The organism is Paenibacillus sp. OAE614 (assembly GCF_040546645.1).
Lineage (GTDB): Bacteria > Bacillota > Bacilli > Paenibacillales > Paenibacillaceae > Paenibacillus_AQ > Paenibacillus_AQ favisporus.
Window position 1 is genome coordinate 2,733,264 of record NZ_JBEPOD010000001.1, and the last position, 16,150, is coordinate 2,749,413.

Below are 16,150 nucleotides of genomic sequence, written 5' to 3' on the forward strand. Positions count from 1 at the left end.
CAACATCGACAGGAGGAGCGAAAAATGGACTGGACGGAACAAAAAATTAAAACTGCAGATTTCAAAGAGCTTCATACGCATACCTTTCTTTTGCCCAACGCTTGGGATGCGGCAAGCGCCAAGGTCTTCGAGCAGTGCGGATTCAAAGCCGTAGGCACGACCAGCGCAGGCATTGCCGCCGCCCATGGTTACACGGATCGGAGCATGCCGTTTGACACGATGTTAGCCGCGGTCCGGGAGATCGTTCAGGCCGTGAGCATCCCGGTTACCGTAGATATGGAAGACGGGTATGGATCGACGCCGGAAGAAGTCGCGAATTCGGTTAGACAAGTGATCGAATCAGGCGCAGTAGGGATCAACCTGGAAGACAGCAAGATGAATCCCCGAGACGGGCTGTATGATATCTCTGAGCAACAGAAGAAAATAGCCGCCATCCGACAGTCCATAAACCGCTTGGGCATCCCGGTGTTTATGAACGCCCGGACGGATCCTTACTGGATTCGAAAGGGAACGCCGGCGGACATGCTGGAGGAAACGCTTAAACGAACTAAGGCATATAGGGAAGCGGGGGCCGACGGCGTCTTTGTGCCCGGTGTTACAGATATTGCTGCGATCCGCATCCTTCGGAAAGAAATCGGTGGTCCGGTCAACCTGCTGGCCGGCGCCGGCATGCCGTCCCTTCAAGAGCTGCAGTCGCTGGGGATTGAACGGATCAGCACCGGCTCCGGCCCTTTCCGCGCCGTGATATCGATGCTCCACCGGATCGGCGGCGAAATGCTGGAGCACCGCTCGTTTGAGCGAATGACATCGAATGTCCTCACGTATGATGATTTATTGCAGATCTAACGATGACGGGCATGTTCCTTAAAATACTCCGCTGCAAACTGCTGAAGATATTGAACGCTATAGCGGATTTCACCGGGTTCTAGATGACCGTAGCCAAGCAGCAGCTTGTCGGTGTGCCTTCCTTTCCGGATGCAGTGATGCTCCACGGGGACCGTGCGTATCCCGCTCCGGCGTGCATGCTCCCGAAACGAATCATCGAAGGCCATGCCGGAAAACTCAACGGCCAAATGCAGCCCTGCCGCATCGCCCCATGGACGCCATTGCTCTCCAAAACAGTCCCCCAGCGCATCGAGGAGAGCCTGGCGCCGTTCTCTGTACAGCTTCTTCATCCTTGCGATATGCCTGTCGAATTTGCGGGTACGCAAAAACTCGGCCAGCGCCGCTTGCTCAAATGGCGGATTCTGCACATCTGTATAGGTGCGCAGCCTTCTCCAGCGGCTTTGCAGCTCGCGGGGAACAAGAACATACCCGATCCGGAGCGCAGGAAACAGAACTTTGCTGAACGTACCGATATAAATGACCCGGTCCGGGGCCATCGCATACAGAGGCGCAGCCGGTTCCCCGTAATATCTGTATTCGCTGTCATAGTCGTCCTCAATGACGTAGCTTCCGTAGCGGCGCGCAAAGCGAATCAGCTCGGCTCGCCTGGCTGCAGGCAAAATACCCCCAAGAGGAAATTGATGGGACGGTGTAACGTATATCGGCCCGCGGTGATCCAGGGATAAGGCATCGGTCTGAATCCCATGGGCATCTACGGGAACCGGCGTCACCGTATATCCTTTTTGAATAAAAGTCTGGATCATCTCAGTATTACAGGGATCCTCGGCCAACATTTCCGGATGGTCCGTATGGAGCAGGTCGGCAACCAAGTGAAGCGCCTGCGTGGCGCCTGCGGTAATATAAATATCACCGGCGTCAACGGTCAGTCCTTTGCTGCGCAATAGCCAGGCGGCAATCTCTTCGCGAAGCTGTACCAGGCCTTGAGGGCCGCCATATCCCAGAAGCTCCACCGGCATTTCGCCCAAGGCCTTCTGAAATACCCGCTGCCAAGCGTAACGCGGAAACTGGCGCAGATCCGGCTGGCCTGTTTTGAAGTCCGCCCGAAAGGAAGGAACAGGGATCGTTTCTTGATGCTGCTGGACTGCGCTCTGCTTCGCTTGATCCAGAATTAACCCTCCAACAACCCGGGTAGGCGCCCCCTGCCGGCTTTCCGCGTACCCTTCGGCGATCAGCATGTCATACGCTTCATTCACGGTATTCCGTGACACGGCCAGCGTCTGGGCCAATTCACGGGTCGAAGGGAGGGGCGAGCCTTCCTTCAGAATCCCGTTTATCATTTGATCCCTCAACCTCTGATAAATCTGACGTTTTAATGAAATGTCCAAGCTCCGGTCCAACTCGATTCCCCACATGGCATCCTCCAACTGGTTGGTATCATTTCGGGATGAACTGGTCCTTTTCCGTACCAGTTTGTTCCACTATGATTGTAACAGCCTTTTGGTAACGAAACTACTGAACCGGGGATGATGCTGAAAATGGAACGAATCAAAGGATATGTGTATCTGCTATGCGCATTTGGGCTTGCCGGCACCTCTGTCGTGGCGGCTTCGTTTGTAAACGGTAAGCTTGGGACGTTTACGATTACTTCCATGGGCCTTTTGTTCTCGCTGGTTTGCTTGCTGCCGTTCTGTATGGGGCAGCTGCTGAGAACGATCCGGGCCCTGTCTGCCAGGCAGTGGCTGCTGCTGTTCTGCCAGGCGATGTTCGGTGTCCTGCTGTTCCGCATGTTTTTGCTTTACGGTCTCACCCGTACAAGCTCGGTGGAGGCCGGTATATTAACCGGCGCCACCCCCGCGATTACTGTGTTGTTGGCCGTACTGATCCTGCGCGAAAAGATGAAAGCCGCCCATTTTTTAGGCGTCGCCGGCACGGTTTGCGGCATATTGCTGATCCAGGGTGTGTTTATGCCGGAAAGCCGTTTCAGCAATGAACATATGGTTGGAAACATTCTGGTTCTGGGTGCCGCCGGCTGCGAGTCGCTGTTCAACGTTCTGTCCCGCGCAGCAGCAGTCCAAAGCAGCGGGAAACACGAAGCTATACATCCTGTCGTGCAGACGACGCTCGTCTCCGCGATGGCATGGCTGATCAGCCTGGTCCCCTGTTTGGCGGAGCAGCCTTTAGCGGCTCTCTCCGGAATGGGATGGCAAGGGTGGCTGGCTCTTGTCTGGTATGGTCCTGTGGTGACCGCCCTGGCGTTTATTTGCTGGTATGCCGGCATCCGGCGCTGCAGAGCTTCGACCGCGGCCGCCTTTTCGGGCATGATGCCGTTCACTTCCCTGACAATATCCGTGTGGCTGCTGCACGAACAGGCCGGGTGGCCGCAGTGGGCAGGGGGCTTGCTTGTCATTGCCGGCATGGTTCTGATTGGCATGGATTGGGAATCCAAGCTTGTAAGGCAGACCCAGATGACTGCAGGTTTACCTAAAAAAAGCGGGACATAAATTCATCAATGGCCGTCGTGTCTTCATAACTGCCGATAATGACGAACAGCAGGAATGGAACGGCGATGACCGCGATCAGCAGGCCTTTGCCGAAATAGAGGAGAAATCTGGTCAGCATATTCATTTTCGATCACTCCTTCAAATTTTTGAATGTGCAGGGATGAAAAAAGACCCTGATCAGAATCGCTTCTGATAAGAGTCGGAGCCGCTGCGGCCCGTAGATCCGCAAGGTTCTGGTTCATTCTTCTGGTTCAGTATATGACTGAAAATAGGGAGAAAGAACAGCAGCTCCGCCGCCGGAATCCTGCACGTGGCATATGAAAAGATTATTGACAGTTTAAAACCCGGATGATATGTTTACCGGCAAAACCGAAGAAAATCAGGAGGCTGAAGCATTCATGTCCTTTGATCCTCTGTATCATCCGTATCCTTCTTACCGGCTGCCGGTTTACGCGAATAAAGGCATGGTGGCCACTTCGCAGGCGCTCGCCTCAGCGGCAGGCTTGGACATTCTGAAGCGCGGGGGCAACGCCGTCGATGCGGCGATCGCTACGGCTGCGGCGTTGACGGTAGTGGAGCCGTGCTCGAATGGAATCGGCGGTGACGCCTTTGCCCTCGTTTGGATGAAAGGCCAGCTGCACGGGCTGAACAGCAGCGGTCCGGCGCCGGCCTCGATCTCGATCGAGGCGGTGAAAGCGCTGGGGCATCACGAGATGCCGCGCTACGGCGCGATTCCGGTGACCGTGCCGGGCACGCCGGCGGCCTGGGCGGAGCTATCGCACACCTTCGGCCGGCTGCCGCTGGCCGAGTCGCTGGAGCCGGCCATCCGCTACGCGGAGGATGGCTACCCGGTATCGCCAACGGCCGCAGCCAACTGGCACGCCGCCTTCCGGCGCTACAGCACGCTCGAAGGCGAGGAATTTGCGCCATGGCTGAGCGTGTTTGCACCGGGGGGCAGGCCGCCGGCGGCCGGCGAGATGTGGCGCTCGCCCGACCATGCGCGGACGCTCCGCCTGATCGGCTCGACGGAAGCGGAAGCGTTCTACCGCGGGGAGCTGGCCGAGCGGATCGCCGGATTTATATCGCAATCCGGCGGCTTTTTGAGCGAAGAAGATCTGGCTGCCTTCAAGCCGGAGTGGGTGAAGCCGATGTCGGTACCGTACCGCGGCTATGACATTTGGGAGATCCCTCCGAACGGGCAAGGCTTGATCGCCTTGATTGCGCTCAATATTTTAAAGGGATTTCCGGCGGCATCCCAGGAATCGGCCGAATCATATCACCGTCAGATCGAGGCGATGAAGCTGGCGTTTGCAGACGGTGCCCGTTACATAACGGATGCTGCGCATATGTCCGTCGATCCGCATGAATTATTGACGGAAGAATACGGGGAGCTGCGAAGAGGGCTGATCGGCGGTGAAGCGATGGTTCCGGCGGCAGGCGAGCCGCGCGCAAGCGGAACGGTGTACTTGGCGGCGGCGGATGGAGAAGGCAACATGGTTTCTTTTATTCAGAGCAACTATACCGGCTTCGGATCAGGGATCGTCGTTCCCGGTACGGGGATCGCCCTGCAAAACCGCGGGCTGGAATTTTCGCTGGAGGAGGATCATGCCAACCGCCTGGTGTCGGGAAAACGGACGTACCACACGATCATCCCGGGTTTTATCACCAAAGGAGAACAGCCGGTGGGGCCTTTTGGCGTGATGGGCGGGTATATGCAGCCGCAGGGACATGTTCAGGTGGCGATGAACCTGATTGATTACGGCCTTCATCCACAGGCAGCTCTCGATGCCCCTAGATGGCAGTGGGTAAAGGGCAAGACGGTGACGGTCGAGCCTCACTTTCCGATGCATATGGTCAGACGTCTCCAGCGTATGGGACATGACGTTCAGGTTGCACACGACTTCGGCTCTTTTGGGCGGGGGCAGGTCATCTGGAGAGATCCGGATACCGGAGTGCTGTGCGGAGGAACCGACCCCCGGACCGACGGGGGCGTTGCCGTCTGGTAATAGCATTTCAGCATTTAGTTCGGCCGATCTCGGACCATATAGAAAGGGATACGAAGCTCGCCAATCTGGATGTTGGCGGGCTTTTTCGTTTTGGTCGTATTACATATTACTTCGCCATGGCGTTCATGCATTGATTCGTACCTAGAGCAATATTATGCAATCCTTGCTTGTGAACAATCGGTTACCTTTATAGAGAAACCAAGAAGGAGGTGACGGCATGCCGGACGAAATTCGAACCGTTTATTATGACGCCAGCCTGCAGGTCGAGGCATACCGATTTGTGGGTGTCAAACAGAAATTTCCCCCTCATTTTCACGACTATTACGTGATCGGATTTATAGAAGGCGGGCAGCGCTATTTGGAATGCCGGCAGCGGGAATATATTATCAATCCTGGCGATATCATCATTTTCAATCCGCGTGATGTTCATGCCTGCGAGCAAGTGGACGGCCGTGCCTTGGATTACCGCTGCATAAATATCCAATCTAAGCGGATGATGGAAATCGCGCAGGAAATTACGGGCCGAAGCTATTTGCCGGCGTTTGCGCAAACCGTTCTGTACCAGAGCGAGCTTGCCCCTTCGCTGAGGGAACTTCATGCCATGATCTGTGAGGGAGAGTCTGATTTTATCAAGGAAGAACAGTTCTTTTTGCTGATGGGACAGCTGATTCATGAATATACGGATGTCTCGGCCTGCGAGGCTTATGAGGGGGGAGCGGGCTTTCAGGACGTGTGTGATTACATGGAGACGAACTTCGCAGGAGCCATTTCACTGGATGACTTAAGCGCTTTGGCAGGGCTCAGCAAGTACCACTTTTTACGCTCGTTTACCCGGGAACGGGGCATATCGCCATACAGCTACCTGGAGACGGTGCGGATTGGTCACGCCAAGAAACTGCTGGAACAGGGAATGCCTCCGGCTGATACGGCACTGCTGACCGGGTTCAGCGATCAAAGCCATTTCAGCAACTTTTTCAAGCGATTTATCGGGCTAACGCCGCGCCAGTATATGCGAATTTTCGGGAATGAACGGCAGATGGAGCCTGTCCTGCCAACTAAGGGGGCCAAAGGCGTATGAAGCTGTCTGAAAGCCGGAACGCTGGCCATATGACCGCTTTATTGACGATTCTGATTTGGGGGACGACGTTTATATCGACCAAAATCCTCCTGACTGATTTTAAGCCCTTCGGCATTTTGCTGCTCCGTTTCGCAATCGGATATGTGGCACTGCTTGCCGTTCATCCCCGAATGATTCCATTCCGGCGGATCCGGGAAGAGCTGCTGTTTGCGGGGGCGGGCCTATGCGGGGTAACCTTGTATTTTTTGCTGGAAAATGTGGCGTTAACTTATACGCTAGCCTCCAACGTCGGCATCATCGTTTCGGTTGCCCCTTTTGTCACCGCGGTAACGTCCAGGCTTATCTTAAAAGAAGGGAGACTGGATGGGCTGTTTTTCGTGGGCTTCGCGGTGGCCATGAGCGGAGTGGTCCTGCTCACGCTGCAAGGAAGCACTGTGCTGAAGCTGAATCCGATCGGTGACTCCCTGGCAGCACTGGCATGCGTGTTTTGGGGAATCTATTCGATCCTCACGCGTAAAATAAGCCGGCTGGGGTATCATACCATTGCTTGTACGCGGCGGATCTTCTTCTATGGGCTTCTGTTTATGCTTCCGGTCTTGCTTACTGAGGGTCTGCCCGGTAACCTCGAGCGTTTGTCCGATGGCGCCAATATAGCCAATCTGCTGTTTCTTGGGTTGGGTGCATCGGCGGTATGCTTTGTCACCTGGAACTGGAGCGTTGGTGTACTTGGGCCCGTGCAGACCAGTGTATATATTTATCTCGTGCCGGTCATCACCGTGGCAGCGGCGGCCTTAATCCTCCACGAGGAGATCACAGCAGCTGCGGTCTGGGGCGCGCTGTTAACCGTCGCCGGACTGGTTCTTTCCGAACGAAGGGGGATACAAACGAAAGGCAAATTGGACAAAGAAGCATCGAACTTGTCACAGTAAAACAGATTACTTAAAAAATGAATTGCCACCTCCGAAGTGTCATGCTATATTGATAATGATTCTCAATATCAAATACATAGGGGTGGATTCATTTGTTTAAATTTATAAGACCATACACACTGATGGTCTGTGTGTTGGGAATAACCCTGCTGCTGGCTGCCTGCGGCGGGAACGGATCCAATACAGGGTCAGGGACATCGGGAAGCGGAGGAGAGGCAGCTGGCTCGGCATCGGCAGGATCATCGTCCGACACGTCTTCATCCCAAGCTGGAGGGAATGAGTCCTCCGGAACGGGTAAAACGGTTACGTTCCATGCGGGCAACGGCGATGTCCAGGTACCCGAGCATCCGCAGCGGATCGTCGATTTGACGAATTTCTATACAGGGTACTTCCTGGCGCTAGGCGTCAAGCCGGTCGGCGTGTTGGAAGGCGCCATGGAGAATCCGTATTTCGAGGGCATGCTGGACGGCGTCGAAAGCGTCGGCAGCGAGCCATCGCCCGAGAAAATTCTGTCACTGAAACCGGATCTGATCATCACCTATACCGGGACGGACGGAATTGATCAGTTGGAGCAGATTGCCCCGGTCGTCGCCATTGAATACGGTAAAAAGAATTACAAGGATCAGATGATCGACTTCGGAAAACTGACCGGTAAAGAAGCAGAAGCGAAGGCTTGGGTCGAGCAGTGGGAAAACAAGATCAATGAACTGAAGCCCAAGATTCAGGAAGCGGTAGGCAGCAAAACGGTATCCATCCTGAACCCTTATGCCAAAGGGCTGTACGTGTTTGGACATAACTTCGGCCGCGGCGGAGAAATCATATATGACGAATTCGGCTTGAAGGCGCCGCCGGAAGCACAGAAGGAAGCAATTGACAGCGGGACCGGCTGGGCTACCATCTCTATGGAGAAGCTCCCGGAATTTGCCGGAGATATCATTTTCACTTGTCCATGGTCAGGAGACACAAGCGACCCGAATATCGTCTATGACAACCCGGTATGGAAAAGCCTGCCCGCGGTTAAAGAGGGTCATGTATTTCAGCTGAACCCGAAGGCGGACACGTACAACGACCCGGTATCATTAGAAGCTCAGCTGAAGTTCATATCGGACAGTCTGCTGTCCGTTAAATAAAGGATTGAAAAGAGCTCTGCAGCTGCGGGTAAACAAGCCGCCTGTGGAGCTTATTTTTGTTAGAGCAAGACCGGTCGTTATAGCTTACGGCTATAACTAGATATAGTTATTTCCAGTTATACGGCAGAAGACGTCACGTGTTATCTTTTTGGTAACAATTTGCAAAGGGGTAACGAAGATGGCATACAGCAGCAGTTTGGGATATCCGCGCATCGGCGCAAACCGGGAATGGAAGAAGGCGCTGGAGGCGTTTTGGTCCGGTAAAATCGAAGAAACGGAGCTGCACGCGCAGCTGCAGGACATTCGTTTGAATCATCTGAGCAAACAGCGGGACAAAGGAATCGATCTAATCCCGGTCAACGATTTCAGCTATTATGATCATGTGTTGGACACGGCGGCCATGTTCGGGATTATTCCGGATCGTTTTGAATACAAAGGCGGGCCCGTTCCCGCATCCGTCTACTTCGCGATGGCGAGAGGAAACAAAGACGCCACCGCCTGCGAAATGACCAAATGGTTCAATACGAACTACCATTACATCGTGCCGGAACTGGGCGGCATCACGCCGGTCCTTACCGAGAACAAACCGCTTGCGGCTTACCGTGAAGCCAAGGACAAGCTTGGCATCGAAGGAAAACCGGTCATCGTCGGACCGCTCACTTTCCTGAAGCTGTCCAAAGGGTATGCCGCATCGGAAACGGACGCCTGGCTTGATCGGCTGCTGCCGCTGTATGCGCAGGTCCTGAAGGAGCTGGAGCAGGAAGGCGTCAACTGGGTGCAGGTGGATGAGCCGATCCTCGTAACGAAGCTTAGCGATGCAGACGTCAACCGGCTGCAGAAGATTTACCAAACGCTCAAAGCTGCAGCGCCAGGCGTCAAAATCATGCTGCAGACCTATTTTGAAGCAGTGGAACGCTATCAAGAGGTTACACAGCTGCCGGTCGACGGAATCGGGCTGGATCTGGTCCACGGAGGGGAAGGGAACAGGCAATCCATCCGTGACTTCGGTTTCCCGCAGGATAAAGTGCTTGGAGCGGGTGTCATCGATGGACGCGGCATTTGGAAAGCATCCCTGCGTGAAAAGCTCGATCTGCTGAACGAGATCGCGGAGACCGTGCCATCTGAACGGCTGGTGATCCAGTCCTCCTGCAGCCTGCTGCACGTACCGGTCACGGTTCAGGCAGAAACGAAGCTTCAGCCCGAACTTCTGGGTGCGCTGGCTTTTGCCGATGAGAAGCTGGAAGAAATCGTGCTGCTGAGCAAGGCCGTTCAATCCGGAGCATCGGTGATCTCTGCTGAGCTGGAAAAGAGTGAAGCGGCGGTAACCGCGCTCAAGCGTTCCGGCGAACGTAACCGCACCGATATCCAGCAGGCGGTGGCCGCTGTCAGCACGGAGCCTGCGCTGCGTGAGGCTGCCTTTGCGAAGCGCCTCGACGTCCAGCAGGAACGGTGGCAGCTGCCTGTTCTGCCAACGACGACTATCGGCAGCTTCCCGCAGTCAGCGGAGGTGCGCAAGGCACGCCAGCTGTGGCGCAAAGGCGAATGGAACGCCGAGCAGTACACGAATTTTATCCGGGAACAAATCGACCTCTGGATTCAGCTGCAGGAGGAAATCGGACTTGATGTGCTTGTTCACGGCGAATTTGAACGGACGGACATGGTCGAATTTTTCGGGGAAAAGCTGGCAGGATTTGCCTTTACGCAGAACGGCTGGGTTCAATCCTACGGTTCCCGCTGCGTCAAACCGCCGATTATTTTCGGCGACGTCGCTTGGGAGAATCCGATGACGGTCAAGGAGACCGCGTATGCCCAATCCAAGACGAAACTGCCGGTCAAGGGCATGCTCACCGGGCCGATCACCATAATGAACTGGTCATTCGTCCGCGATGACATCAGCCGCGAGCAAATCGCCTACCAATTGGCTTATGCATTGCGTCAAGAGGTAGAGGCGCTGGAGAGTGCGGGGATTGGCATGATCCAGGTGGATGAGCCGGCCGTTCGTGAAGGGCTCCCGCTGAAGGAACAGGACCAGAAAGGCTATCTCGAATGGGCGGTGAAGGCGTTCCGACTGACCACGTGCACGGTGCAGAATTCGACGCAAATCCATACCCATATGTGCTATTGCGAATTCCATGACATGATCGATTCGATCATTGCCATGGACGCGGACGTCATCTCCATTGAAACCTCGCGGAGCCACGGGGAGCTTATTCAGAGCTTCGAAGAGAATACTTACCCGCTGGGTATCGGCCTCGGCGTCTACGACATTCATAGTCCCCGCGTTCCTAACGTAGAGGAGATGACCCGGATGATCGACCGTGCTTTGCGGGTGCTGGATCCGAAGCTCTTCTGGATCAACCCGGACTGCGGACTCAAAACCCGGGGAATCGGAGAGACCGTAGCCTCGCTCCGGAACATGGTTGAAGCTACGCGCCTTGCCCGCGAGAAGTACGCTTTGCAGGTGTAAATTGATAGAACTCCACGATCGGTTCGGGGACCGGAACAGGGGCTGCGTTCATCGTGGCCGCCACGGCATTACGAACGATGCAGGCACGGCGGCCACAGCTTTTCCTGGAGCGTATAAATATTACAATCTTTTTATCAACGGAATGCTCCAGACGGCGGACACGTCCTCGGTCACGACGACCGCCATCACCATTCCAGGAGGCGATGCACTGGACGGAGGAACTCCTCTCGTCGTTCAGTTCGTCGTCTCCTAACGGTTATCGCGGCACAAGCGCAGTGCAATGAATCGTCCGGTTCCTTCCGGGCGGTTTTTTGCATCCATCCGGTATCCCGTTTCATGATATATTAATAGAATATTGAAGCTGAGTCGGGGGTTGGAATATGGGAAAATTGGAGGTCAGAAGACCAAAGGCAGCGGATGTCGGGGCGATACATACGTTTTTTAGGCTGGTGATCACGGATACGTTTGAGAAGGAAGGCTTAGCCGATCTGCACGATGATATCGAGCATGAAATCGCCTCAAAGTATGATTACCTCAGACGGGATTTGGAATCGCAAGGCCGCCAGCGTTATTTTCTCATCGCATGGATGGAAGGCAGGATCGCCGGAACGATTGAGTATGGACCTTCCAGCACCCTGATCGATGAATCCACCGGTCATGCGCTGAGAGATGTGATCGAAGTCGGGACCGTGCTGGTTCACCCCGAGCTCCATGGCCAGGGTATCGGCAGCACGCTATGGAGCACCATACTGCTCACGCTGCAGGCAAAAGGTATCTCGCAATTCTGCCTGGACAGCGGGTATCGGAACGCCCAGCGGATCTGGACCCGGAAATTTGGCGAGGCGGACTATGTACTGGACAACCATTGGGGAGAGGGGCAGCATCATATGATCTGGTCCCGAAAAGTCGAGGATATATCCATCTCGTTCAAAATATAATATCGCTGAATTGCTGCAAGTTTGTTGGGATCGCTCCATCAAGCCGGTTACCGGCCTGATGGGAGCGGTCTTTTTTTGGCGCTATTTAAAATGCGTGGCCGGATATTTTTTAGCTATAAGCATTTTATACCCGTTCCGGATGTCCGGAACAGGGATACAATAAGTTTACAAATTATACAGGAGGCGGTACGCATGCGGCAACGCTATATCGACACGAAACCGAAAGGATCCAATCTAATGAAACCTGTGAGGTTAGAGCGATATGAACGATATGATAAATATTGGAGTTTTGGCCCATGTTGACGCCGGCAAAACGACTTTGACGGAGCAAATTCTGTATCAGGCAGGGGTAATCGAGGAGGCGGGATCGGTCGACCAAGGCAGTACGATCACCGACTCTTTGGACATGGAACGGAGAAGGGGGATCACCATCAAAGCGGCAGCCGTGTCGTTTATGCTGGGCGATCTGAAGGTGAATGTAATCGATACACCGGGGCATGCGGACTTCATCTCCGAAGTCGAACATTCCCTTGGCGTTCTGGACGGCGTGATTCTGGTCGTATCCGCGGTTGAGGGAGTTCAGGCACAGACGCGGGTGCTGATGCAGACACTTAAGGAGCACGGAATCCCGGTTATTTTCTTTATTAATAAAATCGATCGGCTGGGAGCGGATTTCATTCGGGTGCGGGATTTAATCCGCAAGCTGCTGGATGAACGCATATGTGAGGTGTCAGTTGCCCAGAAAGAGGCAACCGAGTCTGTTCAAGTGGTTCCGGCGGATCCCGGAGAATCCGGCTGGATCGAAGTGCTGGCTTTGGGCAGCGAAGCGCTGATGGAGGATTTTGCAAATAATGAGGTTATAACTGGAGAACGGCTGAGGCAGGAGCTGGGCAGACAATGCCGGCAGGGACTTGCGTTTCCGCTGTTTGCCGGATCGGCGGCGAGAGGTTTGGGGGTTCGGGAGCTGCTCTCCGGGCTGGCCTGTTATTTTCCTGTTCAAGCATCGCAGGCGCTGTCCGCTCTGCCGCTGTCAGGATTGGTCTTCAAAGTGGTTGTCCAGGAGGGCGGGGAACGGCTCGTTTTTGTCCGATTGTTTGGCGGACAGCTGCAGACCCGGACCGACGTGACGGTCATCGCGCAGGATGGCCTGCCGGAACGGATTAAAATCAAGCAGCTGTACGGGCTTAAGGATGGCGCAAGGAAACCTGTTCAGCACGTCGATGCCGGGGATATCGCGATTTTTGGCAGCGAGCAGGTGAAGGTAGGGGACGTGATCGGCTGCGTGTCAGAGAGCATGAAGGTATTCCGTTTTCAGAAGCCTCCGATTCAAGTGAAGGTATCCGCGGTCCGGCCGGAAGACGGTCACCCGCTTCATCAGGCGCTGAGCGAACTAACCGTGGAAGACCCGTTTTTGCAGTATGTATACGACTCTCATACCCACGAAAATATCATCCATGTGTTCGGTAAGGTGCAGCAGGAAGTGCTGCTCGAAACGCTGCGGGAGAGGTATGCGATTGAGGCTGCTTTCTCGGCACCGCAAGTGATCTGCATCGAAAAGCCGGTATCTTCCGGGGAGGCTGCGGAAAACATCGGCGAGCCGGACAACCCGTTCTGGGCGACGGTCGGCTTTCGCGTTGAGCCGGGGCCTGTAGATTCCGGTCTGGTATACCGCCTGGAGGTTGAACTGGGATCGCTTCCGCTGTCGTTTCAAAAGGCGATCCGGGAAACCGTAACGGAGGTCCTCCAGGAAGGGCTGTACGGGTGGGGCGTTACCGATATCACGGTTACCCTGACCCACAGCGGTTACAGCAGTCCCGTATCCACGGCAAAGGATTTCCGCCTGCTGACACCGCTTGTTCTGATGAAAGCGCTGGAAAGAGCGGGGACCCAGGTGTACGAACCGGTCAGCGAGCTGCAGATCAGCCTTCCCGAATCGAGCATCAGCAAAGTGCTGTTTCGGATCACGGCGCTGGACGGGACGTTTGAGGAACCGAAGTTTGATCACGGCAGCGTATATGTCACGGGAACGATTCCGGTGCGAAATGCCGACATCTTAAAAACCGAGCTGCATGGGCTCACAGGGGGAGAAGGCGTGATGTCGGTAAAGCCGGGCGGATACATCGCCGCTGCCTCGCCGATCCCCGTCAATCAACGGAGGCAGCTGAATCCGCTCCAGCGCGGTGAATACATGCTGCATATCAACAAAATAAAATAAACGGTACATCCACAATCCGAGGTTCCAGGCGAACGTCGGATTGTTGGCATGCCCGCAAGCCGTCATGCAAGATCTGATTCTGAACGCCGAATATGACACATATCGTTAGATGGCACCACGTTTCATCTGCTGTATATTAGCAGAAACCATCCATTTTGTGTAGAGAGGTGAACTGGTTTGAAAGGAAAAGCATTCAAAGCGCTCATGAGCTGCCTTCTGCTCCTTGGACTGCTGCCTTGGAGCGCATCGGCAGAGACGGTACCCGAATCCGTGATTTACGGCGGCGGTCCGTTCTATGCAGGGGGAACCGACACGATGAACACGCTGAAAGCTTCCGGTTTCACGACGGTCATGCTGTGGACCATCCATGTCAACAGCAACGGGGATCTGGTGTATAACGATCAGCTGGTGGTATCTAACGGCACCTATGTTGGCAAAGCATCATGGCCTGCCGAGCTGGCTTCGCTCAAGCAGGCGCCCACCTCGGTGAAGCGCCTTGAGATCAGCGTCGGTTCATGGGGCGTGAGCGATTTCCAGAACATCAAAAATCTCGTGACCTCTCAAGGGACGGGATCCGGAAGCATTTTGTACAAAAACTTTGCTGCGCTCAAGTCGGCGCTTGGGGTCGATGCGGTGAGCTTTGACAACGAGGACTTATACGACGTTAATTCGGCGGTCGCCTTTGGCAAGATGTTGTCCGGGATGGGCTTAAAAATCACGCTGTGTCCTTATACCAACGTCAGCTATTGGCAGAGCGTCAAATCCCAACTGGGATCCAGCGTGGACCGTGTGTATTTGCAGGTATACGACGGAGGAGCGGGGAATGATCCGGCAGCCTGGAGCAGCCAGCTCGGGATGACGGTGATGCCGGGATTGGACAGCAAAACGTCCAGCGGCGGCAACACCCCGGCTCAAGTCAACAGCCGGATGAGCGCGTGGAAGTCGTCGGCGGGCATCCAGGGAGGTTTTATCTGGTATTATGACGCCATTTTGAACAATCCAGGCGGGGGTTCGGCGGCGGACTACGCGGCGGCGATCAACAGTGCGCTGGGCGCACCCGCTACCGGATCGCTGACGACGGGCGGCACGGTATCCGTCAGTGCGCCGGGAAGCCCATCCGGCGAAGAGAAGGAGAAGGCTTTTGATGGGAGCAGCTCAACCAAATGGCTGATTTTCACGAATGCGGGCTGGATTCAGTATCAATTCGGCGGCGGGGCATCCCATATCGCCACTTCCTACTCGGTAACGTCAGCTAATGATTTTCCTGCAAGGGATCCGAAGAATTGGTCACTTCAGGGATCGAATAACGGCACGAGCTGGACGACGCTGGATACCCGTACAGGCCAAACCTTTGCAAGTCGCTTCCTGACGAAAACGTATACCTTTAGCAACACGACCGCTTATTCGTATTACCGGCTCAACGTGACGGCGAACAATGGAGGCGCGGAGCTGCAGATCGCCGAAATTGGCCTGTATCCATAAACCGCTAACCTCGCGTGAGCCGTTTAACACCGTCAGCTCTCGTTTTGAGGCTGGCGGTGCTTTGCCGTCAATCGCGTTTGATTTTGCCGAGCTCATCCGTTAACCTGTCCAGCTTACGATTTAATGCTTCGAGCTTCTTATCGTAATGGCGGTAGGTGAAATAACCGAGCACCGCTTTGAACAGAAAAAAGACGACCGCGGCGATGACGATCAAAAAGTAATTGTGGGCGAGCTGCCTGAGCCAGCTGTTAATCTCATGCATATCCATGGGCCAGCTTCCTTTGTCCTTGTAATGAGTATATATCAGCTTTTTCCATATCGGAGCTATTATATCCGCTTATCATCGATCGTTTAGAAAATAAGCAGCTGACAGAAGTAATAGCTTCAGTTTCAAAAGTGCCGCCTTTCTGTGAAATCGTGACAGGACGGCCGTCAAGTTGTCGTTATATTGCATTGTTCGGATGCGCTTTCATTTCTATAATGGGGATGACATAAAATACTGCTGAGATGAAGCCGGCAAGCCGTATGGAAGTATCCTTACTGTACCGTATTTTATTG

The 16,150-nt window shown here is 54.6% G+C and carries 13 protein-coding genes and 1 pseudogene; 11 read left to right on the forward strand and 3 right to left on the reverse strand.

Going from position 1 to position 16,150, the window contains the following annotated elements:
- The first annotated feature begins 24 nt into the window (after positions 1-24).
- Positions 25-846 (forward strand): isocitrate lyase/PEP mutase family protein, encoded by an 822-nt coding sequence (locus tag ABIE48_RS12705; RefSeq protein WP_192714378.1) that lies wholly within the window; start codon positions 25-27, stop codon positions 844-846.
- On the opposite strand, the gene pdxR is transcribed toward ABIE48_RS12705, so the two are convergent.
- Complete coding sequence (pdxR, locus tag ABIE48_RS12710) at positions 843-2,258, reverse strand: MocR-like pyridoxine biosynthesis transcription factor PdxR (RefSeq protein WP_192714377.1); 1,416 nt, start codon at positions 2,256-2,258, stop codon at positions 843-845. The genes ABIE48_RS12705 and pdxR overlap by 4 nt on opposite strands.
- Before the next feature lie 123 nt (positions 2,259-2,381).
- Between pdxR and ABIE48_RS12715 the strand changes: the two genes are divergently transcribed.
- The gene (locus ABIE48_RS12715; protein ID WP_192714376.1) at positions 2,382-3,347 is read left to right on the forward strand and encodes a DMT family transporter; all 966 of its coding nucleotides are present in this window, start codon (positions 2,382-2,384) and stop codon (positions 3,345-3,347) included.
- Here the strand turns inward: ABIE48_RS12715 and ABIE48_RS12720 are convergent.
- Positions 3,328-3,471, reverse strand: a complete 144-nt coding sequence (locus ABIE48_RS12720; RefSeq protein WP_163873822.1) for a hypothetical protein — start codon at positions 3,469-3,471, stop codon at positions 3,328-3,330. The two genes, ABIE48_RS12715 and ABIE48_RS12720, sit on opposite strands and share 20 nt — an antisense overlap.
- A 274-nt stretch (positions 3,472-3,745) precedes the next feature.
- Here ABIE48_RS12720 and ABIE48_RS12725 point away from each other — a divergent pair, with 274 nt between their 5' ends.
- From ABIE48_RS12725 to ABIE48_RS12765, 9 genes and pseudogenes are all read left to right on the forward strand, one after another.
- Positions 3,746-5,353 (forward strand): gamma-glutamyltransferase family protein, encoded by a 1,608-nt coding sequence (locus ABIE48_RS12725; RefSeq protein WP_354518995.1) that lies wholly within the window; start codon positions 3,746-3,748, stop codon positions 5,351-5,353.
- A 217-nt stretch (positions 5,354-5,570) separates the two neighbouring features.
- On the forward strand, positions 5,571-6,431 hold the full coding sequence (locus tag ABIE48_RS12730) for an AraC family ligand binding domain-containing protein (RefSeq protein WP_192714375.1): 861 nt from the start codon (positions 5,571-5,573) through the stop codon (positions 6,429-6,431).
- On the forward strand, positions 6,428-7,360 hold the full coding sequence (locus tag ABIE48_RS12735) for a DMT family transporter (RefSeq protein ID WP_192714374.1): 933 nt from the start codon (positions 6,428-6,430) through the stop codon (positions 7,358-7,360). The genes ABIE48_RS12730 and ABIE48_RS12735 overlap by 4 nt, the downstream gene beginning before the upstream one ends.
- 92 nt (positions 7,361-7,452) lie before the next feature.
- Positions 7,453-8,490, forward strand: coding sequence for an iron-hydroxamate ABC transporter substrate-binding protein (locus ABIE48_RS12740; RefSeq protein WP_354518998.1), 1,038 nt, complete (start codon positions 7,453-7,455; stop codon positions 8,488-8,490).
- 178 nt (positions 8,491-8,668) lie between these two features.
- Positions 8,669-10,957 (forward strand): 5-methyltetrahydropteroyltriglutamate--homocysteine S-methyltransferase, encoded by a 2,289-nt coding sequence (metE, locus tag ABIE48_RS12745; protein ID WP_192714373.1) that lies wholly within the window; start codon positions 8,669-8,671, stop codon positions 10,955-10,957.
- Between the two features lie 17 nt (positions 10,958-10,974).
- Positions 10,975-11,210: pseudogene (locus tag ABIE48_RS12750) on the forward strand (DUF4183 domain-containing protein).
- A gap of 127 nt (positions 11,211-11,337) precedes the next feature.
- The gene (locus ABIE48_RS12755) at positions 11,338-11,895 is read left to right on the forward strand and encodes a GNAT family N-acetyltransferase (protein ID WP_192714372.1); all 558 of its coding nucleotides are present in this window, start codon (positions 11,338-11,340) and stop codon (positions 11,893-11,895) included.
- Between the two features lie 262 nt (positions 11,896-12,157).
- Positions 12,158-14,110 carry a GTP-binding protein gene (locus ABIE48_RS12760; protein WP_192714371.1) on the forward strand — a complete coding sequence of 651 codons (1,953 nt, stop codon included), beginning with the start codon at positions 12,158-12,160 and terminating at the stop codon, positions 14,108-14,110.
- A 177-nt stretch (positions 14,111-14,287) separates the two neighbouring features.
- Positions 14,288-15,592 carry a discoidin domain-containing protein gene (locus tag ABIE48_RS12765; protein ID WP_354519001.1) on the forward strand — a complete coding sequence of 435 codons (1,305 nt, stop codon included), beginning with the start codon at positions 14,288-14,290 and terminating at the stop codon, positions 15,590-15,592.
- Positions 15,593-15,659: 67 nt separating this feature from the next.
- Here ABIE48_RS12765 and ABIE48_RS12770 read toward each other — a convergent pair whose 3' ends face one another.
- Positions 15,660-15,860 carry a hypothetical protein gene (locus tag ABIE48_RS12770; protein ID WP_260869172.1) on the reverse strand — a complete coding sequence of 67 codons (201 nt, stop codon included), beginning with the start codon at positions 15,858-15,860 and terminating at the stop codon, positions 15,660-15,662.
- Between the last annotated feature and the right edge of the window lie 290 nt (positions 15,861-16,150).